The organism is Paracoccus sp. TRP (assembly GCF_000185925.1).
GTDB classification, from domain to species: domain Bacteria; phylum Pseudomonadota; class Alphaproteobacteria; order Rhodobacterales; family Rhodobacteraceae; genus Paracoccus; species Paracoccus kondratievae.
This window is the reverse complement of the sequence record NZ_AEPN01000038.1, coordinates 1-23,713: the sequence shown is the minus strand read 5'-3', so window position 1 is coordinate 23,713 and position 23,713 is coordinate 1. Positions and strand designations below refer to the sequence as shown.

The window sequence follows — 23,713 nt, the reverse complement described above, 5'->3', positions numbered from 1 at the left end:
ACAATGAAAACCTTCGCCGCTGCCCTGATTTCGGGTGCTGTACTGGCATCTGCTGCCGCTGCTCAGGATCTGCCTGAAGTCACCATGGATCAGTCGCTTCATGACCGGTTGCCGCAGAAAATCCGCGACGCCGGTTCGATGATTTCGGTGAACAACGGCTCTTTCCCTCCCTATGAAATCGTCGAGGGAACGAAAATGACCGGGGCCAGCGCCGACATGACCGATGCTCTGGGCAAATTGCTGGGGGTCGAGATCCGCCATGAAACGGTGGGCGGCCTGCCCGCGCTGCTGACCGGGGTGAACTCGGGCCGATACCAGTTCGCTTTCGGCCCGGTGGGGGATTACAAACCCCGTCAAGAGAACAACGATTTCGTGGACTGGGTTCAGGAGTTCGTGGTCTTTGCGGTGAAAAAAGGCAATCCGCATGGCATCGTTTCGCTGGATACCGCCTGTGGCAAGCGTATCTCGGTCATGGCGGGCGGCTCGGCTGAACGGGTGATCCAAGCCCAAAGCGCCCGCTGCGCCGAAGAGGGCAAGGACGCGATCAAGGTCCAGTCCTATACCGACCAGCCCCAGTCGGTCCTGGCGGTGCGGTCGAACCGTGCCGACGCCTTCTTTTCCTCGCAAGCGCCGCTGACCTATTTCGTCCAGCAGGCTGGCGGAGATCTTGAGCTGACGGGCGTTGGCCAATCGAACGGCTTTGACGACATTTTTCAGGGCGCGGTCGTTCCAAAAGGGTCAGAGCTGGGTCCGGTCCTGACCGATGCCATGGCCGAACTGATGAAAAACGGCACCTATGAGGCGATCATGCGCAAATGGGGTCTTGAGAATAACATGATCGAGACCCCCGGCATGAACCTGGGCGGAGATATTCCGCGATGATCGGCAAAGACAGGGTAAACTCTGCCAAAGCCGGGGACGTCACCTTTCGCGACGTGTCTACGGCGCGCCAGCAATTCAGGTGGGGCAAGACGGCTCTGTGGCTGATTGTCGTGCTGCTGGCGGCTGATTTCCTCTGGGCCATCGCCAATAATGAGAATTTCGGCTGGGCCACGATACGCGAGTATTTCTTTCACCCCGAGGTCGTCGCCGGTCTGTGGGTTTCGCTGGGCCTGACGGTCGTTGCCATGATCCTGGGGACGATCCTTGGACTGATCCTTGCGGTCATGCGGCTGTCCGACGATAGTCTGGCAAATGGTCTGGCGGGGATCTACATCTGGTTTTTCCGGGGAACGCCGCTCCTGGTGCAGCTGATTTTCTGGTATAACCTTTCGACGCTTTTCCCGACGCTGGGGATCAACCTCTTTGGTCTCGGCCTTGGCGGATGGGACACCAACAGCGTCATTACCCCGCTGACGGCCGCAATCCTTGGTCTTGCGCTGAACGAGGCCGCTTATATGGCCGAGATCATCCGGGGCGGGCTGTTGTCGGTCGACAAGGGGCAGGCGGAAACCGCATCGGCATTCGGCATGACCCGGGGGCGCGCGCTGCGCCGTATCGTGATCCCGCAGGCCATGCGCGCCATCGTTCCGCCGACCGGGAACCAGCTGATTTCGATGGTCAAGGCGACCTCGCTGGTCAGCGTGATTGCCATGTCGGACCTGCTATATGCTGTGCAGTCTATCTATAACCGCACCTTTGACATCGTGCCGATGCTGCTGGTTGCGGTGTTCTGGTATCTGATCATCACCTCGGTGCTGAACATCGGGCAGGGCTATATCGAACGCTATTATGGCCGCAGCGACCGCCGCAACAGCGCGGCTGCGGCCATGCAGCCGACAGGAGAGGTGTGATGACACAACCTATCGTACAGGCCCGCAATGTGCACAAAGCCTATGATCAGCTAGAGGTCCTGAAAGGCATCGACCTTGATGTCGCACCCGGAGAGGTGGTCGTCATGCTGGGGCCGTCCGGCTCGGGCAAGTCCACCTTTCTGCGCTGCATCAACCATCTGGAATCGATCCAGCAAGGCGCGATTTTGGTTGATGGAGAGCAGATGGGCTACCGGCTGCAGGGCGACAAGCTGCTAAAGCTTTCTGAGAACGCGATTGCGCGCCAGCGGCGTAAAATCGGCATGGTGTTCCAAAGCTTTAACCTATACCCGCATATGACGGTGCTGCAGAACATCATCGAGGCACCGGTTGGCATTCATGGGGAAAGCCGGGCGGATGCCACAGCCCATGCCATGCAGCTGCTGAACCGTGTCGGGCTGGCCGATAAGGCCCCGGCCTATCCGCGACAGCTTTCCGGTGGGCAGCAACAGCGGGTCGCCATCGCGCGTGCTCTGGCCATCCGGCCCAAGCTTATGCTGTTTGATGAACCGACCTCGGCGCTGGATCCCGAACTGGTGGGTGAGGTTCTGGCCACTATGCGCGATCTGGCCGCGCAGGGCCTGACCATGATCGTGGTCACCCATGAGATCGGCTTTGCACGCGAGGCCGCCGACCGCGTTGTCTTTATGGACGGCGGGGTTGTGGTCGAGCAGGGCCGCCCCGGGGATGTGCTGGTCAATCCGCGCCATCCGCGGACGCAGGCCTTTCTGTCGCGCTTTATCTGACGAAATGCCGTGCGGTATGGCGCGGCGCCAATCTGACTGGAACCCAAATGCTCAAAGACAACGCCTATGCGCGGCTCTCGGATTTCGAGGACAAGAAAGACGAACTGACGGCAATTCGCCATCATCTGCATCAGAACCCCGAGCTTTCGCATCAAGAGGCTGAAACCGCCCGCTTTGTCGCCGGCAAGCTGGAAAGCTGGGGTTACGAGGTGACACGGGGCGTCGGCGGCCATGGGGTTGTGGCGCGGATGACGGCGGGTTCGGGTACGCGCTCGATCGCGGTGCGGGCAGATATGGACGCGCTGCCAATCACCGAGGCGACAGGGGCAGGCCATGCATCGCGCGTGCCCGGCGTCATGCATGCCTGCGGGCATGACGGTCACACCACCGTATTGCTGGGGGCGGCCGAGTATCTGGCGCGCACCCGCCGGTTCAACGGCACCGTCACGCTGATCTTTCAGCCTGCGGAAGAGGCTGGCGACGATTGCGGCGCAAAGCGCATGATCGCCGACGGGTTGTTTGAAAGATTTCCGTTCGATGCGATCTTTGGTCTGCACAATCACCCGGGCGCGCCAGCGGGGACGATACTGACCCGCAGCGGCCCGCTGATGGCAGCAAGCGACGCAGCGGTGATCCGGATCAAGGGCAAGGGCGGCCATGCCTCGCGACCGCACCTGACGGTCGATCCGATCGTCGTCGCCTGTCAGATCGTTGTCGCCCTGCAAACCGTGGTGTCGCGCAGCGTCGATCCCACCAAGGCGGCGGTCGTCACCGTCGGCACCATCCATGCGGGTGAGGCGGTCAATGTGATCCCTGAAACCGCCGAATTCGCCATCTCGATCCGCAGCTTTGAACCCGAGGTCAGGGCGACCCTGAAACGGCGGATCACCGCGATCGTCGAGGCCGTGGCCCAGGGCTTCGACGCGGTTGCGACGATTGACTATGACGAAGGGCACCCGGTCGTATGCAACAGCGAGGCCGAGAACGAATTCGCCACAGAGGTCGCGCGGGAACTGATCGGGGCCGAAAATGTCCGCCTGTGCCCGCTGATCCCGGGCAGTGAGGATTTTGCGCATTTCCTTGAGCACAAGCCGGGCGCGTTCTTGCGTCTTGGCAACGGCGAGGATTCGGCCATCCTGCACAGCCCGAACTATGACTTCAACGATGCAAGCCTGACGACAGGTGCGGCGCTATGGGCGCGGCTGGTCGAGCGCTGGCTGGACGCCTGAGCGTTTTAAGCGGCATGGGGGCAGATCGGGCGGCGGACCTGATCGTCCCCTTTGCGCCGGGTCGGACCCGGTGAAGAACGCCTGTCCGCTCGGCCGGGGTATGATCCGAGAACCCGCGGGCCAGCGGGCCATTGCCGATCCGTCAGACGCTCTCCGGTACACTGTCTGCCTCAGCCACTGTTTTGCCATCGTGAGGGCCCATCGGGACACGGGCGATCAGCCTTGTCCCGTCTTGCAGGGGTTTGATTTGCAGCCTGTCCGCGTGCCCGACGGGGGCTTTGGCCTTGCCATCGTCAGGCCCGACATGTTTCCGCACCGGTTCGCCGGGATGGATCACGTCGCCCACGGCATGTGCATTGATGATCAGGCCTTGCCCATTACAGATTACCAGCGCGGACCGCATTGCTTGCCCCCGGGGGTACGGTCCCGCCCCCCAAGGTTGTCAAAATATTCCTGTGGTGCATAATGGCCCGCTCGTGAGCCGTAACCCCGGATATCAAGTTGTCGCAGCTTCTGTTCAACATAACGGCTCTTCATCCCATCCTTATCGGGACCAGGGCGAACAATGTCCTGGGGTTGCTGCGCCACTAAGGCCGGCAACCCTGAATGACATGTGACGCTTTGATTACCCTGCCTTGAGCGGGGTGGATGATCTATTCGGGATGAAATTCATGAACCTCTGGCAGACGATCTCGCGGGTGAACCCCGCGACCGGCGACGATATCCATCTGCGACAGCGTGGCGAGATTTTCGAGATCCGCTATAACGGCATCGAGCTGATGTCGAATATCAACCATCATTCAGAGGATCAGCTGGCCCTGCGTCTTTTGCGCCGGATGAACTTTGGTGCCAGAAAGATCCTTATCGCGGGTCTGGGCCTTGGCTATACGCTGCGCGCTGTGCTGGACGTGGCGCGGCGGGATGCCGAGATCACCGTTTGCGAGCTTATTCCCGAGATTGTCGAGTGGAACAGGGGGCCCCTTGCGCATCTGGCCGGTCATCCGCTGGATGATCCGCGCGTAAAGGTGGTGGTCAGCGATATCCGCGACCACCTGGAGCGGGTCTCGGATCAATATGACCTTGTCCTGCTTGATACTGACAACGGCCCCGACATCGTGATCCGCCCCGAAAATACCGAGATATACGGCGAAAACGGTATGCAGGCGGTTCACGCGGCCACCATGACGAAAGGCGTTGTCGCCTTTTGGTCGGCCACCGTCAGCCCCGGCTTTGAAGAGGCGCTGGATACCTTTGGCTGGGAATGGGAACGGGACGACATCGCCCTGATCCCGGGGCGCGTCGATGCGATGCATTACATCTATATCTGCCGGCCTGCTCAGAAAGCCCGCTACGAGCGCGCGGCGTGATCGCCAATCCGCTTGTCATGCGGCCTGCCATTTGCAAGGCCGCATGACGTTATTTGACTGCAAGGCCCGACGCCAACCGCCTGCCGGGCGGATATGGCCGAAGGCGCGGCCCCGGTCGTCCCGTGGTTTAGCTGCGCAGGACGCCGCCGGTCGCCTTGCTGACCTTTTCGACGATCTTGGCGCTGACGGCCTCGATCTCGGCATCGGTCAGGGTCTTTTCGCGCGGTTGCAGGCGCGCGGTGATGGCGATCGACTTTTTGCCGCCTTCAAGCCCGGTGAACTGGTCAAAGACCGTCACCCGTTCGATCAGCGCCTTGTCGGCACCCGCAGCGGCGTTCACCAGCGTCAGCGCCTCGATCTGAGCGTCAACCACAAAGGCAAAGTCGCGCTCGACCGCCGGCAGATCGGACAGGACCAGCGCCGGACGAGAGGGCGTCTTGACCTTGGGCAGCGGGACGGCCGCGATACGGACCGTAAAGCCGACAGCCGCGCCCTTGATGCCGAAATGGCGCAGCACGCGGGGGTGGATCTCGCCAAAGGTCGCCAGCGTATTCGGCCCAAGCGCGATATTTCCCGCACGACCCGGATGCCACCATTCGTCCAGCTTACGGTTGATCTGGGCCCTGGCCGGGGCACCGATGGTCTGAAGGATCGCCTCGGCATCGGCCTTGGCGTCATAGATATCCACCTTGCGGCGCGAACCATAGGGGTCACGCGGTGCGTTCGAGCCGACCAGCAGACCCGAAAGATACAGGTCCTGCTCGCCCGGCTCGCCGCCGTTGAATACCGGTCCGCATTCAAACAGCGCCAGATCGGCAAAGCCGCGCGCCTGATTGCGCGCCGCTGCCGACAGCAGACCCGGCAGCAGATCGGGGCGCATATGCGTCATCTCGCTGCTGATCGGGTTCTCGATCCGCACAGCCTCGGAGCCGCCGCCGAAAAGTGCCGCCGCCTTTTGGTCGATAAAGCTGTAGGTCACGCATTCGTTGTAACCAAGGCTTGCCGCCATGCGCCGCGCCGCCTGTTCACGGCGTTGCAGCGGCGTCAGCACCGGCTGGGGCACACCCGCCTGTGTGCGGGGCAGGGGCTGGCCTTGCAGCTTGGTCAGCGAGGCGATACGCGCGACCTCTTCGACCAGATCGGCGCTGCCCTGAACGTCGGGGCGCCAGCCTGGGACGAATGCCTGATCGCCGTCCAGCCGGAAGCCAAGCGCGGTCAGCGTGGCGCGCTGCTCTGCCTCGGGGATGTCCATGCCCACGAGGCTGCTGACCCGGGCAGGATCAAGGCGATAGCTGCGGGTGGTGTCGGGCACCGCCCCGGCGGTCACGACCTCAGAGGGTTCGCCGCCGCACAGATCAAGGATCATCCGCGTCGCCAGCTCCAGCCCCGGCCGGGTAAAGGCCGGGTCGACGCCCCGTTCAAAGCGGTAGCGCGCGTCCGAGTTGATCTTTAGCGCCCGGCCAGCGGTCGCAATGGCGATCGGGTCCCAATAGGCGCTTTCCAGAAAAACGTTCACCGTTTCTTCCGAGCAGCCGCTATGTTCGCCGCCCATGATGCCGGCAATGCTTTCGGGGCCTGCCTCGTCGGCGATGATCATGGTGCCGGGGGGAAAGGCATAGGTCTTGCCGTCAAGCGCCAGCAGCTCCTCTCCCTCGGTCGAGGGGCGGACGGTCAGATTGCCCCGGATCTTGTCGGCGTCAAAGACGTGCAGCGGCCGGTTCAGATCGAAGGTGAAGAAGTTCGTGACATCGACCAGCGCATTGATCGGCCGCAGCCCGATCGAGACCAGCCGTTTCTGCAGCCATTCGGGCGAGGGTCCGTTTTTCACACCCCGGATCAGCCGGCCCGAGAAGAAGGGCGCTTTCTGCGCCACCTCTGCCGCGATGGTGACATTGATGGGCGATGCGAAGGTGCCGGGGACCGTCGCCTCTTGCACCGGCTTCAGCACGCCCAGACCGCGCGCGGCAAGGTCGCGGGCGATGCCGTGGACGCCAAGCGCGTCGGGCCGGTTCGGGGTGATCTTGATCTCGATCACCGGATCGATCGCCTCGGGGCGGTTCGCGGCCAGCCAGTCGACGAACTTGTCGCCAACCTCGCCCGAGGGCAGCTCGATGATGCCGTCATGTTCATCGGAAAGCTCAAGCTCGCGTTCCGAGGCCATCATGCCATGGCTTTCGATGCCACGAATTTTGCCCACACCCAGCGTCACGTCCAGACCGGGGACATAGTCGCCGGGCTTGGCCAGGACCACTGTGATACCGGCGCGGGCGTTCGGGGCGCCGCAGACGATCTGCTTTTCGCCCTCATCGGTCAGCACGCGGCAAACCCGCAACCGGTCGGCATCGGGGTGCTGCTCTGCATGCAGCACCTTGGCGATGGTAAAGGTGCCCAGTTTTGAGGCGGGGTCGGTGACGCCCTCGACCTCAAGCCCGAGGTCGGTCAGCGCCTCGGCGATTTCTGCCAGCGAGGCCTGGGTGTCGAGATGCTCTTTGAGCCAGGAGAGGGTGAACTTCATGGGGACGGCTCCGTCACGTTTGCGCGTCCCTTAGCGCATGGCGCGGCGAATTGGTAGGGTGGTGCGCCCCTTGTTGCCGTTCTGGCGCGCCCTATATGTTAATCAGATTAACATAGGCATCGCATCGGATGGACACACAAAGGGAACTGCTGATCGAGCAAAGGGTCGCGAATGACGCCAAATCGCCGCTGGTCGCCTATCTGCTGGCGATCCTGCTGTGGGGATTTGGCGCGCATCGCATGTATCTGGGACGCTGGCTTAGCGGGATCTTCATGCTGATGCTCTGGGGTCTTGGCTGGCTGCTGGTGCCGGTGCTGATCGGCTGGCCCATCGTTGGCTTTGTCTGCCTGTGGGCGCTGATCGACCTGTTCCTGATCCCCGGCATGGTTCAGGATGACAAGGACGATCTGCGCCGCCGCCTTGGCTCTTTGCTGGGCTAGGGCCTAGCCGGTAAACAGCCCGATGGTGACAAAGATCGCCCCCGCGACCAGCCACGCGGGCTTGTTCCGCGCGGCAAAGGCCCCAAGGGCAAGACAGGGCAGGGCAAGCAGCCACGGCCAGTGGCGCGCAAGTCCCACCGCAATGCCTGTCGCCCAGTCCGGTGCCAGCACCGCCAGCAGAAAGCTGATAAGCGCGAGCAGGCCGAAATAGCAGGTGGCGGCAAGGCCGACCTCAAGCACGCGGCGCTCGGTCTTTTCGTCGTTCCATATCTGCGGACGGGCAAGATAGCTGCGCGACAGGGTGATGATGGTCGCGGCAAGAAAGGTTGCCGAGGCGATGCCCAGCACCGGCAGCAGATAGGCCCGGGTGATGGCCGGGGCGACGGCCGCCCCGCTGTTCACCTGTGCGGCATCGACAAGGCCGAAAAGGCTGATCGAGGCCATGAAGGCCGTGGCATAGGTGGTTAGCGTGGTCGGTTGCGACATGCTGGCCCTTTAGCTGCTGGCGTGGTTTGGGGCGCAGGATAGCCACGCGCGCACGGGCTGTCATCTGACAGGACCGTGCGCGGCGGGTGAACTGCGAACGCCCGCCAGCGGGCCTGCTGACGGGCGTTTTCAGATACTGTGCAGCGGGCAGGTTACCTGCTGAGCCCGCCCGAGATGCTGGGAGCATCGCCTGCGGCAAAGCCGTAATGCCGCAGCCAGCGCAGATCGCTTTCAAAGAATGCGCGCAGGTCGGGGATGCCGTATTTCAGCATGGCGATACGGTCGATACCCATGCCAAAGGCAAAGCCCTGCCATTCCTCGGGGTCGATGCCGCCTGCCGCCAGAACCTTGGGGTGGACCATGCCCGAGCCAAGGATTTCAAGCCAGGATTCGCCCTGGCCGATGGTCAGCTTGCCGCCTTCCCATGAACAGCGGATATCGACCTCGGCCGAGGGTTCGGTAAAGGGGAAGTGGCTGGCGCGGAAACGCAGCTCGACCTCGTCCACCTCAAAAAAGGCGCGGCAGAACTCTTCGAGCGTCCATTTCAGGTTCGCCATCGAGATGCCCTTGCCAAGTGCCAGCCCCTCGACCTGATGGAACATCGGCGTATGGGTCTGGTCCATGTCCATGCGATAGACGCGGCCCGGGCAGATCACGCGGATCGGCGCGCCGCTGGCCTGCATGGCGCGGATCTGTACGGGCGAGGTATGGGTGCGCAGCACATGCGGCGGGCGGCTGTCGCCCCCGGCCCGGGCCATGAAGAACGTGTCGTGTTCCTGTCGTGCGGGATGCTCGGGCGGGATGTTCAGCGCGTCAAAGTTGAACCAGTCGCTTTCGATCTGCGGACCTTCGGCGACGCGAAAGCCCATATCGGCAAAGATCGCGGTGACCTCTTCGGTGACCTGGCTAATGGGGTGGATCGTGCCTTGCGTGCGCGGGCGGCCGGGCAGGGTGACATCCAGCCATTCCTCTTTCAACCGGGCGTCCAGCGCCGCATCCTCAAGCCCTTGTTTGCGGGCGCGCAAGGCGGCGTCGATTTCGTCCTTGAGGCGGTTCAGCTCGGCACCGCGGGTCTGACGCTCTTCCGGCGTCATCCGGCCCAGTTCCTTCATCATGCCGCTGATCTCGCCCTTTTTGCCAAGGGCGGCCAGCCGCACCTGCTCAAGCGCCTCGGCGTCGGCGGCGGTCGAGATACGGTCGAGATAGGACTGGCGAAGGGCGTTCAGGTCGGACATGGCGGGCTTTCCTTGCGGTTTGCCCGCGCCGATTAGCACGCGGGCGGCGCAGGGAAAAGCCTTAGCGGCTGTAAGTCTCGGCCACCAGCTCGGCCGGGCGGCACAGGCGTACGCCGCCGGGACCGCAGACGATCGGCCGTTCGACCAGCAGCGGGTTTTCAACCATGGCGGCAAGGATCTGATCATCGCTGGCCGTGGTCAGCCCACGTTCGGCGGCATCGGTGCCCTTGACCCGCAATGCCTGCCGCGGGGTCACGTCGGCAGCGGCGAAAAGCCCCATAAGCTGGGCCCGGGTCCAGCCTTCGCGGGCGTAATCAATGATCTCGGGCTCATGCCCCGCATCGCGGATCATCTGCAAGACCTTGCGCGAGGTCGAGCAGGTCGGCTTGTGATAAATGGTAATCATGGCGCGACTTTGGCCCGGCCTGTCCGCGCTTTCAAGAGCGATCCGAGACCGCTAGCCACACTCCGCCATGCGGGCGCAGCGTCAGGATCATGCGCGGCTGCGGCTGGCGTGCGGACAGGTCAAAGCGAAAGCGCGATACCAGCGTGGCAAGGATGATCACCGCCTCTTGCAGGGCAAAGCTTGCGCCGATGCAGATCCGGGGTCCGGCGCCAAAGGGCAGGAAAGCAAAGCGGTCGCGGGTCGTGCCGGGGGCAAAGCGTTCGGGGTCGAAACGGTCGGGGTCATCCCACAGCAGGTGGTGGCGGTGCAGCGCATAGATCGGCAACATGATCGTGTCGCCCGGCAGTACCTCGCGTCCGCCCAGCATGTCATGTGCACGGGCGGTACGCGACAGGAAGGCGGCGGGGGGATAAAGGCGCAGCGCCTCTTCGATGACCTGCCGGATATAGGGCAGGCGGGGCAGATCCGCGGCGGCGGCGGCGCGACCGTCAAGCGTCGCCTGAGCCTCATCCGCCGCGCGCGCCTGCACCTGCGGGTCAAAGGCCAGCAGGTAAAGCGCCCATGCAAGCGTCAGCGCCGTGGTTTCATGCCCGGCGACGATAAAGGTCAGCAGGTTGTCGCGCAGCTCGGCGGGCGTCATGCGGCGGTGGGTCTCGGGGTCTTCGCCCGCGCGCAGCAGGTCCAGAAGGTCCGGTACCTGACGCGGCCCCGAGCGGGCGCGTGCGGTGATCGCTTCATCCGCGACGCGCTTCATCCGCCGCAGGTCGCTGCCGGAAAACAGCCTGCCGGGGCGCGGAATCCAGCCCGGCAGGCCAAGGATATCCATGACCGAAAGCCGCGCGGTTCCGGCGATATAGGCGTCGATGGCATGGTGTACCGCCCTGCGGTCAAAGCCCTCGTCACCCGAAAACGTCACCTCCGAGATGACCTCAAAGGTTGCGGCCACGGTTTCGGCAAAGACATCGACCGGCCCCGGCGCGTTGGCCAGCCGGCGGGCCGAGGCCTCTGCAGCGGCGGTCATCACCGGCCCCAGCGCCTCGACATGACGCTGGGCAAAGGCCGGGGCTGCGGCAAGGCGCTGCCAGCGCCAATGCGCCCCCTCGGCGACGAACATCGAATTGCCGATCGCAGGTTCGAGAATCAGCCGGGTGACGATGGATTTCGGATAGTCCTCGACCCGGTCCTTGAGCACACGGCGCAGGGCATCGGGGTCCATGACCATATGCCAGCGCTTGCCAGTCTTGCCGGAAACCATGGGTTGCCGGGTGGCGATTTCGGGGATCAGCTCCAGCACATTGCGCCGTGCGGTCATCGCACTGGCAATCACGCCCATCGGCTTGCGATGCAGGGCGACGCGGGCAGGGTAAAGGGGCTGACGGTCAAAAGGCATCATAGGCAAAACCCGCAAGACGTGGTCGGGGTTCCGTCTTGCCCGCTGGCTTATCCGGAGAACGCAAGAAAAAACCCGCGCCAGATAGCGCGGGTTTTATCCGTTTCGGCCTGTCGCCAAGGATCAGGCAGCAGCTTTCGCCTGGGCGACCACGGCGGCAAACGCCTCGGGTTCGTGGATGGCCAGATCGGCCAGAACCTTGCGGTCCACCTCGATGCCCGCTTTAGCCAGAGCGGCGATGAAGCGCGAATAGGTCATCTCGGCGTCGACAGCGCGGACCGCAGCGTTGATACGCTGGATCCACAGGGCGCGGAAATTACGCTTGCGGGTCTTGCGGTCGCGGGTCGCGTATTGATTGGCCTTGTCGACGGCCTGGGTCGCGGTACGGAAGTTACGCGAGCGGTTGCCGTAATAGCCTTTCGCCGCGTCCAGAACCTTCTTGTGGCGGGCGTGGGTGACTTTGCCCGATTTGACTCGTGCCATGTCCGGTTCTCCTTAGCGGTTATAAGGCATGTATTTCTTGACGATCTTCGCGTCCGCATCGGACAGGATCATGGTCCCGGTCACGTCGCGGATGAATTTCGTCGAGCGTTTGATCATGCCATGGCGCTTGCCAGCCGGGCCGGCCTTGACCTTGCCCGTGGCCGTCATCGAGAACCGCTTTTTTGCGGCCGATTTGGTCTTCATCTTCGGCATTTTACTCTCCTTGCGGTCAGAGTGAACGCACGACTCGGCAATGCCTCTGGCCGGCCGCGCGGGTGGAAGCACGCCCTATAAGCGGGCGTGCGCGAATTGGCAAGGCTTATTGGCTTTGCCCATCGGTCTGGGCCTCACCCTCGGGCGCAGCCCCGGCCGGGGTTTCCGTCGCAGTTTCCTCTGTGGCGGGCTGCTCGGCAGCGGGTTCCTCAGCCGCAGGCGCGGCAGGCGGTTCGGTCGCGGCGGGTTGTTCGGCAGGCTCTTGCACGGCTTCGGTCGCTGCAGGTTCTGCCGGCGCAGGAGCGGTGACCGGATCAGTGCTGAGGCTCACTTCGCCCTTCACCAGTCGCTGCCAGCTTTCCTTCAGCGTTTCCAAACCAAAGGGACGGTCATCGCGCCAGCCGCCGACAAGCAGCAGCACGATACCCAGCACCAGCAGGACGGCAGCGCCCCGCGGAGCCTGCGTGCGAGCCACCGAAATGATGGCCAAAAGGACCGAGAGGGCGCACAGCGCCACGCCGGCCAGCAGCAGGATGTCGATCATCGGATCACCTTTCCGTTTCGGATCTGTTTGATCGTGCTGCTTATTCCGGATCGGTGCGATAGATCAAGCGCTCGTCGCAGGGGGCGATGCGCAGAATGTTGGTGGTGCCGGGCACATTGAAGGGCACCCCGGCCATGACGACGATCTGGTTCGTCTCATCGGCAAAGCCGAAATCCCGCGCTGCCTTGGCTGCGTTGACCACGGCCTGCTTGAACCGCTCAAGCGAGGGGGTCTTGACGCAATGCGTCCCCCAGGTCAGGCACAGCCGGCGCAGCGTACCCTGTTCGGACGACATGGCGACGATCGGCACCCGGGGCCGTTCCCGCGCGGTCAGGCTGGCGGTGGTGCCGGATTGGGTAAAGGCGCAGATGCAGGAGATATCGGTATTCTCGGCAATCTCGCGCGCGGCGGCGACGATGGCATCGGCAACCGTCTGACGCTTGGCGCTGCGCGAGCTTTCGATGATATCGCGATAGGTCGGATCGCTTTCGACCGAGCGGGCGACGTTATCCATGGTGGCGACCGCCTCGACCGGATAGGCACCGGCGGCGCTTTCTGCCGACAGCATCACGGCATCGGCACCTTCATAAATAGCGGTCGCGACGTCCGAGACCTCGGCCCGGGTCGGCATCGAGCTTTCGATCATCGATTCCAGCATCTGGGTGGCGACGATTACCGGCTTGGCGGCGGCGCGGCAGGCGCGTACCAGACGTTTCTGGATCGGCGGAACAGAATGGACCGGCAGTTCGACCCCCAGATCGCCGCGCGCCACCATGATCCCGTCCGAGACCTTGAGGATTTCGCTGAACGCCCGGACAGCGGCGGGCTTTTCGATTTTCGACAGGATGGCGGCGCGGCCGCGGGCCAGTTCGCGCGCCTCGATCACGTCCTCGGGACGCTGGACAAAGGACAGCGCCAGCCAGTCCACGCCCAATTCGCAGGCGAATTCCAGATCCTCGCGGTCCTTTTCAGACAGGGCCGCCAGCGGCAGCACCACATCGGGAACGTTCACACCCTTGCGGTTCGAGATCGCGCCACCCGCCGTCACCATGCAATCGGCAAAGTCCGGACCGCAATGGGTCACCTGCAGGCGGATCTTGCCGTCGTTGACCAGCAGTTCGGCCCCCGGTTCCAGCGCGGCAAAGATTTCGGGGTGGGGCAGCTGCACGCGATTTGCGTCGCCCTGGGCAGGGTCAAGGTCAAAGCGGAAGCTTTGCCCCTCGGTCAGGTCGTGGGGCCCGTTGGCAAAGGTGCCCACGCGCAGTTTCGGACCCTGAAGGTCGGCCAGCACGGCGATCGGGCGGCCTGATTCGGCCTCGACCCGGCGGATGATCTCATAGCGGGCGCGCTGCTCTTCGTGGGTGCCATGACTCATGTTCAGGCGAAAGACGTCAGCGCCGGCCTCGAAAAGGGAGCGAATAGTGGCGAAATCGCTAGAGGCGGGACCCAAAGTTGCCACGATCTTGACCTTGCGATGCCGTCTCATCCGTCTCTCCGTGCATGTTTGCGCTATCGTCTCTGCATTTATGGCCTATTGGCTGGCCTGCGGCAACTGGCGCTTGGTCTTGCTATTGCCTAAAGCTTGCAGCGGAAAGGCGACGGACGAATGACGGGACAGCCCTATTCAATCATAGGAGAGGATCGGCCTTCGCGCTGGCTGATCACCTGCGACCATGCGACCAACCGGGTGCCGGGCTGGATCGGTGGCGGCGATCTGGGCATCTCGGCCGAGGATATGCAGCGCCACATCGCCTATGACATCGGCGCGGCCGCCCTGGCGCGGGCGCTGGCCGAGCGGCTGGAGGCCCCGGCGATCCTGTCCGATTTCTCGCGTCTGGTGATCGACCCGAACCGGGGCGAGGATGACCCGACGCTGATCATGCGCATCTATGACGGCACGGTTATTCCAGTGAACCGCCGTATCGACGCCGCCGAGCGAGAGCGGAGGTTGGCGCTGCTTTACCGCCCCTATCACGACGCTTACGCGCGGCTGGCGGCCGCACATCCGCGCCGTGCGATCTGCGCGATCCACAGTTTTACCTGCCAGCTGCGCGGGCGACCGCGTCGGCCATGGGCGGTGGGGGTGCTGTTTTCGCACCGCGATCAAAGGCTGGGGCCGGCACTGGTGCGAGAATGCCGCGATCAGGGCTGGATCACCGGCGAGAATGAGCCCTATTCCGGCCATCTGGAGGGTGATTCCATCGACCGCCACGCGCTTGCTTACGGCCGCCCGAATGTGTTGATCGAGGTCAGAAACGACCTGATCGCCGACGCAGCTGGCCAGCAGCTGTGGGCTGATCGTCTGGCGGCGGTGCTTAGCGGGTTTCTTGAGCGGCACGAGGTCTGACGCCGGGCGCTGATGATGCTGCCCGCCGCAACTGCGGTCGCGGCGGGCTGTGGCTGGTCAGGCTGCACCGACCTCGATCCCGCGCTGAACGGCGGGGCGGGCAAGGAAGCGGTCCAGATAGGCCTGTACGTTGCGGAACGTATCCATCCCGGTTTCCTTTTCGGCCTCATAGTTCACGCGCACGGTACGCAGCCACGGGCCGACCGACATATCGGCAATGGAATATTCGCCAGTGATCCAGTCGCGCCCTTCAAGCTGGCGATCCAGCACGCCCAAAAGCCGCCGCGCCTCGTTGTAATAGCGGGTGCGCGGGCGCGGGTCCTCGATCTCACGCCCCTTGTAGCGGTGGAAAAAGCCGACCTGGCCGAACATCGGCCCGACGCCGCCCATCTGCCACATCAGCCACTGGATGGTGTGATAGCGCGCCGCGCCGGATTTCGGCAGAAACTTGCCGGTCTTGTCGCCCAGATAGATCAGGATCGCGCCGGTTTCGAACAGACCCATCGGTTGGCCCTCGGGGCCGTCCGGATCAACGATCGCCGGGATCTTGTTATTGGGGTTCAGCGACAAAAACTCTGGCGTAAACTGGTCTTCAGGGTCACCGATCGAGATGCGATGCGCGTCATATTCAAGGCCGCATTCCTCCAGCATCACCGAAACCTTGATGCCGTTTGGCGTGTTCAGCGTGTAAAGCTGAAGCACATCGTCGCGCCGCGGCGGCCAGCGCCGTGTGATCGGAAAGTCGGATAGTGTTCCCATGTCGTTTCCTGTCTCATATTGCAAGGAGCGAGCGTGATGTGGCAGCCTTTGCCGGAACACGCGCAACAGGGTCTGAAAGGTAAGCCCATGATCAAGGAGTTCAAGGAATTCATCGCCCGGGGCAATGTCATTGACCTTGCTGTCGGCATCATCATCGGGGCGGCGTTCACGGCAATCGTGAGTTCGCTGGTGACGGATCTTATCAACCCGCTGATCGGTCTGCTGACCGGTGGCACGGATTCCACCAGCCACTATCTGGTGCTCAAAGGCGAAGTTCCCCCGGGTGCCAGCCTGCAGGTCGCGCGCGATTCCGGTGCCTCGATCTTTGCCTGGGGCGCTTTCCTGTCGGCGGTCATCAACTTCCTGATCGTCGCCTGGGCGGTTTTCCTGATCGTCAAGGCAGTGAACAAAGTGCAAAGCACCACCAACCGCAAGAAAGAGGGGGAGCCCGCCCCTGCCGGTCCGACGCAAGAAGAGCTTCTGACCGAGATCCGGGACGAACTGCGCGCGCGCCGCGTTTGACCCGCGCTGCAGGCTGTTTTTTCCCGGGCTCAAGGTTTTGCTTATCGCCGGGGCCCGGGGGCAGTATCGTCGCAGAAACCGGCGCTGTAACGCGCTTGCGACATAAGGATCGCCTGGATGATCGAGCTTGACGCAACGGATCGTCGTATTCTGTCCGTCTTGCAGCGCGATGGGCGCATGACCAACGCCGAACTGGCGGTTGAGGTCGGCTTGTCCCCCAGCGCCTGTCACCGCCGCGTCCAGCGTCTGGAAGAGGCGGGGGTGATCCGTGGTTATGTCGCCCTGCTCGACGCCCGCAAGCTTGAGCGGCCGACCACGGTTTTCGTCGAGATCACGCTTTCAGGTCAGGCGGATGAGCTGCTTGAAGCATTCGAGCGTGCGGTGCGCACCATTCCCGATGTGCTTGAATGTCATCTGATGGCGGGCTCGGCTGACTATCTGTTGAAAGTCGTTGCCCAGGATACCGACGACTTTGCCCGTATCCACCGTCAACGGCTGGCGAAACTGCCCGGGGTGCAGCAGATGCATTCGTCATTTTCGCTGCGCACGGTGGCCTTTACGACGGCGCTGCCGGTCTGATGCCCTGAAAATAGAAAACCCCCGGCAAGGCGGGGGTTTTCATAAACAATGTGATCGCTCGCCTTACAGCGCGCCTTCACGCTGCGCTTTCTTGCGCGCCAGCTTGCGGGCGCGGCGGATGGCCTCGGCTTTTTCGCGGGCCTTCTTGACCGAGGGCTTCTCGAAATGCTGCTTGAGCTTCATTTCACGGAACACCCCCTCGCGCTGAAGCTTCTTCTTCAGAGCACGAAGCGCCTGTTCGACGTTGTTGTCGCGAACACTTACCTGCATGTGGTTGTCACCACCTTCCTAAGTTAGAGTTGATCTGATTTGCAGGACGCGACCTTCTAGCAAGGCGAATCGGCTTTGTCCAGATTTTCCGGGCCAGAGCCCTCGTGAGGAAAGGAGACTGCCATGACGGATGAACGGGAAAGGCTGATCGAGGCGGCCCTGCCTCATGTCGTCTTCGAAGGCATGGGTGAGCGGGCGATCGCCGAGGGCGCGCGCGACATCGGCATGGCGCCAGCACTGGCACGGGTTTATCTGCCGCGTGGCGGGGCCGATCTGGCCGCGGCCTATCATCGCAGGGGGGATGCCGGACTGCGTGCCTGGTTGGCCGAACACCCGCCAGAAGGCCGGTTCCGCGACCGTATCTGTGCCGCAGTGCTGCACCGGCTGTCACTCAGCAACCGTGAATTGGCGCGCTCGGCGGCGTCGGTTCTGGCGCTGCCCCAGAACGCCCCCCTTGGGGCCCGGCTGATCTGCGAGACAGCGGATGCGATCTGGGAAGGGCTTGGCGACCGCTCCGGGGACGTCAACTGGTATTCCAAGCGCGCGACCCTCTCGGCGGTTTATGGTGCGACGGCGCTTTACTGGCTCGGCGACGAATCGCCCGAGATTGAAGAGACGCGCCATTTTCTTGATCGGCGTATCGAGGGGGTGATGCGGTTCGAAACCTTTAAGGGGCGCGCCTCGGCCTTGCCAGGTGTCCCGACGCTCACGCGGCTTGCGACGGGCTGGATCCGGCGGCCGGAAAGCCGCAATCTGCCCGGAAAGCTGTTCACGACCCGGCATGCCGGGGCCAAGGGAGGCGATGGGTGATTCCCGATATGATGCAGGCAATTGAAATATCCTCACCGGGTGGGGCAGAGGTGCTGCGCCCGGCAAACCGTCCGGTCCCGGTGGCAGGACATGGTCAGATCCTGATCCGGATCATATGGGCCGGGGTGAACCGCCCCGATGTATTGCAACGCGCCGGCTCTTACTCGCCACCGCCGGGGGCATCAGACCTGCCGGGGCTGGAATGCGCCGGAGAGGTCGCGGCGGTGGGCCCAGGCGTGACGCGCTGGAAGCCGGGCGACCGGGTTTGCGCCCTGTTGCCGGGGGGTGGCTATGCGGAATATGCCAGCTGTCCCGCTGAACACGCACTCCCCATTCCCAAGGGGCTGTCTTTGCAAGAGGCCGCAGCTCTGCCCGAGACCGCCTTTACCGTCTGGTCCAATGTGGTCATGCGCGGTGGGCTGCAACCGGGTGAGCGGTTTTTGGTCCATGGCGGCTCTTCCGGCATCGGCACCATGGCGATCCAGATCGCACGGGCATTGGGAGCGCGGGTCTGGACGACCGCAGGTTCGGCCGAGAAATGCGCAGCTTGTGCAAAACTGGGCGCAACCGCGATCAACTATCGCGAAGAGGATTTCGTCACCTTGCTGCGCGAGGCTGGGGGAGCTGACCTGATCCTTGATATGGTCGGCGGTGACTACATTGCCCGCAATATCAGATGCCTTGCGGATGATGGCCGGCTGGTAATGATCGCTTTTCTTGCCGGGCCCAAGGCCGGGATCAACTTTGCCCAGATCATGGCCCGACGGCTGACGGTAACCGGTTCGACCCTGCGCCCACAATCTGACCTTGCCAAGGCGCGTATCGCGGATGAACTGCAAACGAGGCTCTGGCCGCTGATCGAGGCGGGGGCGGTACGCCCGCTGATCGACAGCACCTATCCTCTGAGAGAGGCCGCCGAGGCGCATCGCCGCATGGAAGGCAGCAGCCATATCGGAAAGATCCTGTTGCAGGTCTCATCTAAGGAATGAACGCTTCAATCCTTGTTGCCCGGCCCGGTGCCTCCGGCGGGGATATTTGAACACAAAAAAAGCCGTTAACCGAATCGCAAGGATTTTAGGGCAATCTGGAATCACGGTACAGGTGGGGACGCCGATGACCGTCACGGAAGAAGCCACACCCTAGCCTCAGCTCCGGCAGGCGGGGTGTGTGCTTTTCTTGCGTGCTTAAATATCCCCGCCGGAGGCATCACAACAGTCCCATCAGCGGGGCGCTGGCAGCAGGAAGTCCCCACGACAATCGCGCTGCGCGTCGGGAGCACAAGCGCGGGGTTGCAGCTCACGGGTCAGGCAGATGCGGACTTCTTGGAGGGCATTGTTGCGGCAGGTGACTGTGATACCGTCACGGGTGAGGGTGGGGTTCGCCTCGATGAAAGCATCTTCTACCACGCGGGCGGGCAGGGCGATGTCCCTGCCGAGGTGGCGCAGGGCTTCGGGTACGATGATACTGTCGGCCGCCTTGCGCGTAAGGGAAAAATAATCCTGCGCTGATAGGCTTGAGCAGCGACCGTGCTTTTTCCACTGGTACCAAGCCAGCCCGCCCGACCCCATGATATCTGCCATGGCACGAGTTTCGCGGCGCGAGGGATCGCGGGTGTCGGTCCGGCAATCAGATGGCCACCCACGTTCATATTGCGGCCACAGGCCGTGGACTACGAAGCCGAGGCGTCGACCGGTGTCACATTGTTCGGCATCGCTTTCTTCGCCCTCGGCACGGCACCAGCTTGGCGACCAACTGAGCGACAGGACATAATAATCGAAACGTCCCGGGATGTCCTGGGCCAGGGCAGCGGGGGTGAGCAGCAGGGTGGCGATCACGGAGATAAGCTTCATGGTCGCGAACCTAGCGCTGCGCCTGGTGTCACGCTACGAAATTCAGACTTTATTTTGGCCCTTTCTGGCCCTATATAACCTGTCAATCCCCCGAAAATGGAATGGCACCCGCCGAAAGCCGTTTTCTCCGGCCGGAAGAGATATTGTTAAGGAGAAGGTCATGAACAAGCCGCTGATGGCCAAGGCCACTGCCGTCTGGCTGGTCGACAATACGACGCTGAGCTTCAAGCAGATCGCCGATTTCTGCGGTATGCATGAGCTTGAGGTTCAGGGCATCGCCGATGGCGACGTGGCGGCTGGCGTCAAGGGATTCGACCCGATTGCCTCGAACCAGCTGGACGCCACTGAGATTGAGAAGGGTGAAAAGAACCCTGCCTACAAGCTGAAGCTCAAGCATAACCCCGCCGCCGAGGGCGAGGAAAAGCGCCGCGGCCCCCGCTATACGCCGCTGTCCAAGCGTCAGGACCGTCCGGCGGCGATCCTGTGGCTGGTCAAGTTCCATCCCGAACTGGCCGATTCGCAGATCGCCAAGCTGGTTGGCACCACCAAGCCGACCATCGCGTCGATCCGCGACCGGACGCATTGGAACATCCAGAACATCCAGCCCATCGACCCTGTTGCTTTGGGGCTTTGCCGCCAGTCCGAGCTTGATGCTGCCGTGCAAAAGGCAGCCAAGCGCAAGGCTGCTGAGGGCGGCATGATGACCGATGATGAACGTCGCAAACTGCTGTCGACCGAGACTTCGCTTGCGATGTCGGATGAGCCGCGCTTGCCCTCGTCCATCGCGGGGCTTGAGAATTTCACCCTTACCCGGGACGATGAGGACGAAAAGCCCGCAGAAGATCTGGATGCGGACAGCTTTTTCAACCTGCCCGATGCGGATGGCGACGACGAAGACGAGGATCGCTGATCCCGGCAACCCCGGAGCGATGCTCCGGGGTTTTCCGCTTCTCTGGCTCTGACGGATTCAGACAGAGAGGCAGATGTATTTCATTTCAAGATAGTCCTCGATGCCGTGGCGCGAGCCTTCGCGGCCAAGGCCCGATTGCTTGACACCGCCAAAGGGCGCGACTTCGGTCGAGATGATCCCGGTGTTCACGCCGACGATACCGTATTCCAGCGCCTCCTGAACCCGGGTAATACGGCCGATGTCCCGGGCGTAGAAATAGGCCGCAAGGCCAAAGATCGTCGCATTGGCGCGCTCGATCACCTCTGTCTCGGTGTCAAAGCGGAACAGGGGGGCAAGCGGGCCAAAGGTCTCTTCCTGCGCGACCTTCATCTTGTCGGTGATCCCGGTTATGACGGTCGGCTCAAAGAACAGCCCCTCGCGCGGTTTGCCGCCGGTGAGCACCTGTCCGCCGCCTTCAAGGGCGTCCTGAATGTGCTCCTGCACCTTTTCGACCGCAGCCTGATTGATCAGCGGGCCGGTGGTGACGCCGTCTTCAAGCCCGTCGCCGACGCGCAGCTTGTCCGCCGCCGCCGCCAGACGCCGGGCAAATTCGTCATAGACGCCAGCCTGTACATAGATGCGGTTGGCACAGACGCAGGTCTGGCCGTTGTTGCGGAACTTCGAGGCCATGGCGCCTTCGACCGCGGCATCCAGATCCGCATCGTCAAAGACGATGAAGGGGGCGTTGCCGCCAAGCTCCATCGAGCATTTCAGCACCTGACCGGCGGCCTGACGCAGCAGGATGCGCCCCACCTCGGTCGAGCCGGTAAAGGTCAGTTTCCGGATCAGCGGGTTCTCGCAGAATTCTTTGCCGATGTCGGACGATCGCGACGAGGTCACGATGCTGAACAACCCCTTGGGCACGCCCGCGCGTTCGGCAAGCACGGCCAGCGCCAGCGCCGAAAGCGGTGTCTCGGCGGCGGGGCGGCCAACAAATCCGCAGCCGGCGGCGATGGCCGGGCCGCATTTGCGGGTGATCATCGCGTTGGGAAAGTTCCACGGCGTGATCGAGCCGACCACTCCGATCGGTTGGCGGATCACGGTCAGGCGCTTGTCGGGCATATGACCGGGAATGGTCTCGCCATAGATGCGCTTGGCCTCTTCGCCGAACCACTCGATAAAGCTGGCGCCATAGGCGATCTCGCCCCTGGCCTCGGGCAGCGGTTTTCCCTGTTCGGCGGTCAGGATCTTTCCCAGATCGTCCTGGTTCTCGATCATCAGGTCGAACCATTTGCGCATCACCTGTGCGCGTTCTTTGGCGGTGCGGGCGGCCCAGCCCTTCATCGCCTGAGCCGAGGCCTCGATGGCGCGGGCGACCTCGGCGCGCGACAGGTCGGCCACCTCGGCGATCACATCGCCGCGCGCCGGGTTCACCACCGGGAAGGTCTTGCCGTCAGCGGCCGCGATCCACTCGCCAGCAACATAGGCCCGCGTTTCAAAAAGCGTGGGGTCCCGGAGCAAAAGCCGCAGATCCGTCGGATGGTTCGTCATGAAAAAGTCCTCCAATTCGGCCGGATGCAGGCTTGCGCGTTTGCGTGCGCAACGCAAGCCGCCGCAATATTGCAGGGATCGAGGATTTGTGATGAACCCCAGCCGAGGTCCCGGCGTTGCCTTAGCATCGCCAGGCTTTCCCTCTTGGCGCTTTCTTGTGGGGCGGCGCGGTATCTCTGCGTCGCCCCTTCCTGTTGTTGTACGAGTTTGCCTGCGCCAGCGCCTTAGCGCGTGGGGACCGGCGTTTCGCCGGAATAGTCATAGAAGCCGCGCCCGGTCTTGCGGCCCAGCCAGCCCGCCTCGACATATTTCACCAGCAACGGGCAGGGGCGGTACTTCGTATCCGCCAGCCCCTCGTGCAGCACATTCATAATGGCGAGGCAGGTGTCCAGGCCGATGAAATCCGCCAGCTCCAGCGGGCCCATGGGGTGGTTCGCGCCCAGTTTCATCGCCTGATCAATCGAGTTGACCGAACCAACGCCCTCATAAAGCGTATAAACCGCCTCGTTGATCATCGGCATCAGGATGCGGTTCACGATAAAGGCCGGAAAGTCCTCGGCACTGGCAGAAGTCTTGCCGATCTTTTCGACCACCTCGACCAAAGCCTTGTAGGTCTCTTCGTTGGTAGCGATGCCGCGGATCAGCTCGACCAGCTGCATGACCGGAACCGGGTTCATAAAGTGGAAACCCATGAAACGCTCGGGCCGGTCGGTGCGGCTGGCCAGCCGGGTGATCGAGATCGACGAAGTGTTCGAGGTCAGGATCGTCTCGGGCTTCAGATGCGGCAGCAGATCCTCAAAGATGGCCTGCTTGACAGTTTCGCGTTCGGTGGCGGCCTCGATGACCAGATCAGTCTGGCCCAGATCGGCCAGCGTCATCGTCGTGGTGATGCGTTTCAGCGCGGCCGCCTTGTCCTCGGCCGAGATCTTGCCGCGGCTGACCTGACGTTCAAGGTTGCGATCGATCAGCGCCAGCGCCTTGTCCAGCGCCTCGCGCGAGATGTCGGTCATCAACACGTCATATCCGGCCAATGCAAAGACATGGGCGATACCATTGCCCATCTGGCCTGCGCCGATCACGCCCACCGATTGAATCGCCATGAATCTCATCCTTTCGTCGGTCAGGCGGGACGATAGGCTTAAGCGGGGCGCAGGTTCAATGCAAAAACCGCCCGGTTTGCTGCCGGGCGGTTTTCAGGTCCTTTTAACCGGAGAGAGGGATCCCCCCGGGCGACGAGAGAGACTTACAACTTCTGCGTGAGTTCTGGAACG

The 23,713-nt window shown here is 62.9% G+C and carries 26 protein-coding genes; 12 read left to right on the top strand and 14 right to left on the bottom strand.

Features of this window, described 5'->3' with window-relative positions:
• Positions 1-3 precede the first annotated feature (3 nt).
• The 5 genes from PARACOCCUSGL_RS0116130 to PARACOCCUSGL_RS0116105 all read left to right on the top strand — a co-directional run bounded on the left by PARACOCCUSGL_RS0116130 (position 4) and on the right by PARACOCCUSGL_RS0116105 (position 5,153).
• A complete protein-coding gene (locus PARACOCCUSGL_RS0116130) occupies positions 4-882 on the top strand; it encodes an ABC transporter substrate-binding protein (protein ID WP_010398763.1) in 879 nt (292 codons plus the stop codon).
• A complete protein-coding gene (locus tag PARACOCCUSGL_RS0116125; RefSeq protein ID WP_010398762.1) occupies positions 879-1,793 on the top strand; it encodes an amino acid ABC transporter permease in 915 nt (304 codons plus the stop codon). The genes PARACOCCUSGL_RS0116130 and PARACOCCUSGL_RS0116125 overlap by 4 nt, the downstream gene beginning before the upstream one ends.
• Complete coding sequence (locus tag PARACOCCUSGL_RS0116120; protein WP_010398760.1) at positions 1,793-2,557, top strand: amino acid ABC transporter ATP-binding protein; 765 nt, start codon at positions 1,793-1,795, stop codon at positions 2,555-2,557. Before PARACOCCUSGL_RS0116125 ends, PARACOCCUSGL_RS0116120 begins: the two co-directional genes overlap by 1 nt.
• Positions 2,558-2,604: 47 nt before the next feature.
• On the top strand, positions 2,605-3,786 hold the full coding sequence (locus tag PARACOCCUSGL_RS0116115) for a M20 aminoacylase family protein (protein WP_010398759.1): 1,182 nt from the start codon (positions 2,605-2,607) through the stop codon (positions 3,784-3,786).
• 671 nt (positions 3,787-4,457) lie between these two features.
• Complete coding sequence (locus tag PARACOCCUSGL_RS0116105) at positions 4,458-5,153, top strand: spermidine synthase (RefSeq protein ID WP_029372487.1); 696 nt, start codon at positions 4,458-4,460, stop codon at positions 5,151-5,153.
• A gap of 127 nt (positions 5,154-5,280) precedes the next feature.
• Here the strand turns inward: PARACOCCUSGL_RS0116105 and pheT are convergent, their stop codons facing one another.
• A complete protein-coding gene (gene pheT, locus PARACOCCUSGL_RS0116100; RefSeq protein ID WP_010398753.1) occupies positions 5,281-7,668 on the bottom strand; it encodes a phenylalanine--tRNA ligase subunit beta in 2,388 nt (795 codons plus the stop codon).
• Positions 7,669-7,796: 128 nt separating this feature from the next.
• Here pheT and PARACOCCUSGL_RS0116095 point away from each other — a divergent pair, with 128 nt between their 5' ends.
• Entirely contained in the window at positions 7,797-8,108 is a 312-nt protein-coding gene (locus PARACOCCUSGL_RS0116095) for a TM2 domain-containing protein (protein ID WP_010398751.1), read from the top strand.
• A gap of 3 nt (positions 8,109-8,111) precedes the next feature.
• Here the strand turns inward: PARACOCCUSGL_RS0116095 and PARACOCCUSGL_RS0116090 are convergent, their stop codons facing one another.
• From PARACOCCUSGL_RS0116090 to pyk, 8 genes are all read right to left on the bottom strand, one after another.
• Entirely contained in the window at positions 8,112-8,594 is a 483-nt protein-coding gene (locus PARACOCCUSGL_RS0116090) for a hypothetical protein (RefSeq protein WP_010398748.1), read from the bottom strand.
• A gap of 152 nt (positions 8,595-8,746) precedes the next feature.
• A complete protein-coding gene (gene pheS, locus PARACOCCUSGL_RS0116085; protein WP_010398746.1) occupies positions 8,747-9,829 on the bottom strand; it encodes a phenylalanine--tRNA ligase subunit alpha in 1,083 nt (360 codons plus the stop codon).
• A 61-nt stretch (positions 9,830-9,890) separates the two neighbouring features.
• Positions 9,891-10,235: an arsenate reductase family protein gene (locus PARACOCCUSGL_RS0116080; protein WP_010398744.1), complete on the bottom strand. Its 345-nt coding sequence runs from the start codon at positions 10,233-10,235 to the stop codon at positions 9,891-9,893.
• 31 nt (positions 10,236-10,266) lie between these two features.
• The gene (locus PARACOCCUSGL_RS0116075; protein ID WP_010398743.1) at positions 10,267-11,628 is read right to left on the bottom strand and encodes a cytochrome P450; all 1,362 of its coding nucleotides are present in this window, start codon (positions 11,626-11,628) and stop codon (positions 10,267-10,269) included.
• 120 nt (positions 11,629-11,748) lie between these two features.
• Positions 11,749-12,108 carry a 50S ribosomal protein L20 gene (gene rplT, locus PARACOCCUSGL_RS0116070; RefSeq protein WP_010398742.1) on the bottom strand — a complete coding sequence of 120 codons (360 nt, stop codon included), beginning with the start codon at positions 12,106-12,108 and terminating at the stop codon, positions 11,749-11,751.
• Between the two features lie 12 nt (positions 12,109-12,120).
• Positions 12,121-12,321, bottom strand: coding sequence for a 50S ribosomal protein L35 (gene rpmI, locus PARACOCCUSGL_RS0116065; protein ID WP_010398741.1), 201 nt, complete (start codon positions 12,319-12,321; stop codon positions 12,121-12,123).
• Positions 12,322-12,427: 106 nt separating this feature from the next.
• Positions 12,428-12,865: a hypothetical protein gene (locus PARACOCCUSGL_RS0116060; RefSeq protein WP_010398740.1), complete on the bottom strand. Its 438-nt coding sequence runs from the start codon at positions 12,863-12,865 to the stop codon at positions 12,428-12,430.
• Between the two features lie 40 nt (positions 12,866-12,905).
• Complete coding sequence (gene pyk / locus PARACOCCUSGL_RS0116055; RefSeq protein ID WP_010398739.1) at positions 12,906-14,351, bottom strand: pyruvate kinase; 1,446 nt, start codon at positions 14,349-14,351, stop codon at positions 12,906-12,908.
• A 120-nt stretch (positions 14,352-14,471) separates the two neighbouring features.
• On the opposite strand from pyk, the gene PARACOCCUSGL_RS0116050 reads away from it, so the two are divergent.
• A complete protein-coding gene (locus PARACOCCUSGL_RS0116050) occupies positions 14,472-15,212 on the top strand; it encodes an N-formylglutamate amidohydrolase (protein WP_010398737.1) in 741 nt (246 codons plus the stop codon).
• 57 nt (positions 15,213-15,269) lie between these two features.
• Here PARACOCCUSGL_RS0116050 and PARACOCCUSGL_RS0116045 read toward each other — a convergent pair whose 3' ends face one another.
• Complete coding sequence (locus PARACOCCUSGL_RS0116045) at positions 15,270-15,971, bottom strand: glutathione S-transferase C-terminal domain-containing protein (protein WP_010398734.1); 702 nt, start codon at positions 15,969-15,971, stop codon at positions 15,270-15,272.
• An 87-nt stretch (positions 15,972-16,058) separates the two neighbouring features.
• Between PARACOCCUSGL_RS0116045 and mscL the strand changes: the two genes are divergently transcribed.
• Complete coding sequence (gene mscL, locus PARACOCCUSGL_RS0116040) at positions 16,059-16,493, top strand: large conductance mechanosensitive channel protein MscL (protein ID WP_010398731.1); 435 nt, start codon at positions 16,059-16,061, stop codon at positions 16,491-16,493.
• A gap of 120 nt (positions 16,494-16,613) precedes the next feature.
• Positions 16,614-17,072 (top strand): Lrp/AsnC family transcriptional regulator, encoded by a 459-nt coding sequence (locus PARACOCCUSGL_RS0116035; RefSeq protein ID WP_029372484.1) that lies wholly within the window; start codon positions 16,614-16,616, stop codon positions 17,070-17,072.
• Between the two features lie 63 nt (positions 17,073-17,135).
• Here the strand turns inward: PARACOCCUSGL_RS0116035 and rpsU are convergent, their stop codons facing one another.
• Positions 17,136-17,342, bottom strand: a complete 207-nt coding sequence (gene rpsU / locus PARACOCCUSGL_RS0116030) for a 30S ribosomal protein S21 (RefSeq protein WP_010398727.1) — start codon at positions 17,340-17,342, stop codon at positions 17,136-17,138.
• A 123-nt stretch (positions 17,343-17,465) separates the two neighbouring features.
• On the opposite strand from rpsU, the gene PARACOCCUSGL_RS0116025 reads away from it, so the two are divergent.
• Positions 17,466-18,152: a COQ9 family protein gene (locus PARACOCCUSGL_RS0116025; protein WP_010398725.1), complete on the top strand. Its 687-nt coding sequence runs from the start codon at positions 17,466-17,468 to the stop codon at positions 18,150-18,152.
• Positions 18,153-18,163: 11 nt separating this feature from the next.
• Positions 18,164-19,141 (top strand): NAD(P)H-quinone oxidoreductase, encoded by a 978-nt coding sequence (locus PARACOCCUSGL_RS0116020; protein WP_050804211.1) that lies wholly within the window; start codon positions 18,164-18,166, stop codon positions 19,139-19,141.
• A 231-nt stretch (positions 19,142-19,372) separates the two neighbouring features.
• On the opposite strand, the gene PARACOCCUSGL_RS0116015 is transcribed toward PARACOCCUSGL_RS0116020, so the two are convergent.
• Complete coding sequence (locus PARACOCCUSGL_RS0116015; protein WP_010398721.1) at positions 19,373-20,002, bottom strand: ribonuclease T2; 630 nt, start codon at positions 20,000-20,002, stop codon at positions 19,373-19,375.
• 160 nt (positions 20,003-20,162) lie between these two features.
• Here PARACOCCUSGL_RS0116015 and PARACOCCUSGL_RS0116010 point away from each other — a divergent pair, with 160 nt between their 5' ends.
• The gene (locus PARACOCCUSGL_RS0116010; protein WP_010398719.1) at positions 20,163-20,912 is read left to right on the top strand and encodes a DUF1013 domain-containing protein; all 750 of its coding nucleotides are present in this window, start codon (positions 20,163-20,165) and stop codon (positions 20,910-20,912) included.
• Positions 20,913-20,969: 57 nt separating this feature from the next.
• Here PARACOCCUSGL_RS0116010 and PARACOCCUSGL_RS0116005 read toward each other — a convergent pair whose 3' ends face one another.
• Both PARACOCCUSGL_RS0116005 and PARACOCCUSGL_RS0116000 read right to left on the bottom strand, forming a co-directional pair.
• Positions 20,970-22,442 (bottom strand): NAD-dependent succinate-semialdehyde dehydrogenase, encoded by a 1,473-nt coding sequence (locus PARACOCCUSGL_RS0116005; protein ID WP_010398717.1) that lies wholly within the window; start codon positions 22,440-22,442, stop codon positions 20,970-20,972.
• Positions 22,443-22,666: 224 nt separating this feature from the next.
• Complete coding sequence (locus PARACOCCUSGL_RS0116000) at positions 22,667-23,542, bottom strand: 3-hydroxybutyryl-CoA dehydrogenase (RefSeq protein WP_010398714.1); 876 nt, start codon at positions 23,540-23,542, stop codon at positions 22,667-22,669.
• Positions 23,543-23,713 lie beyond the last annotated feature (171 nt).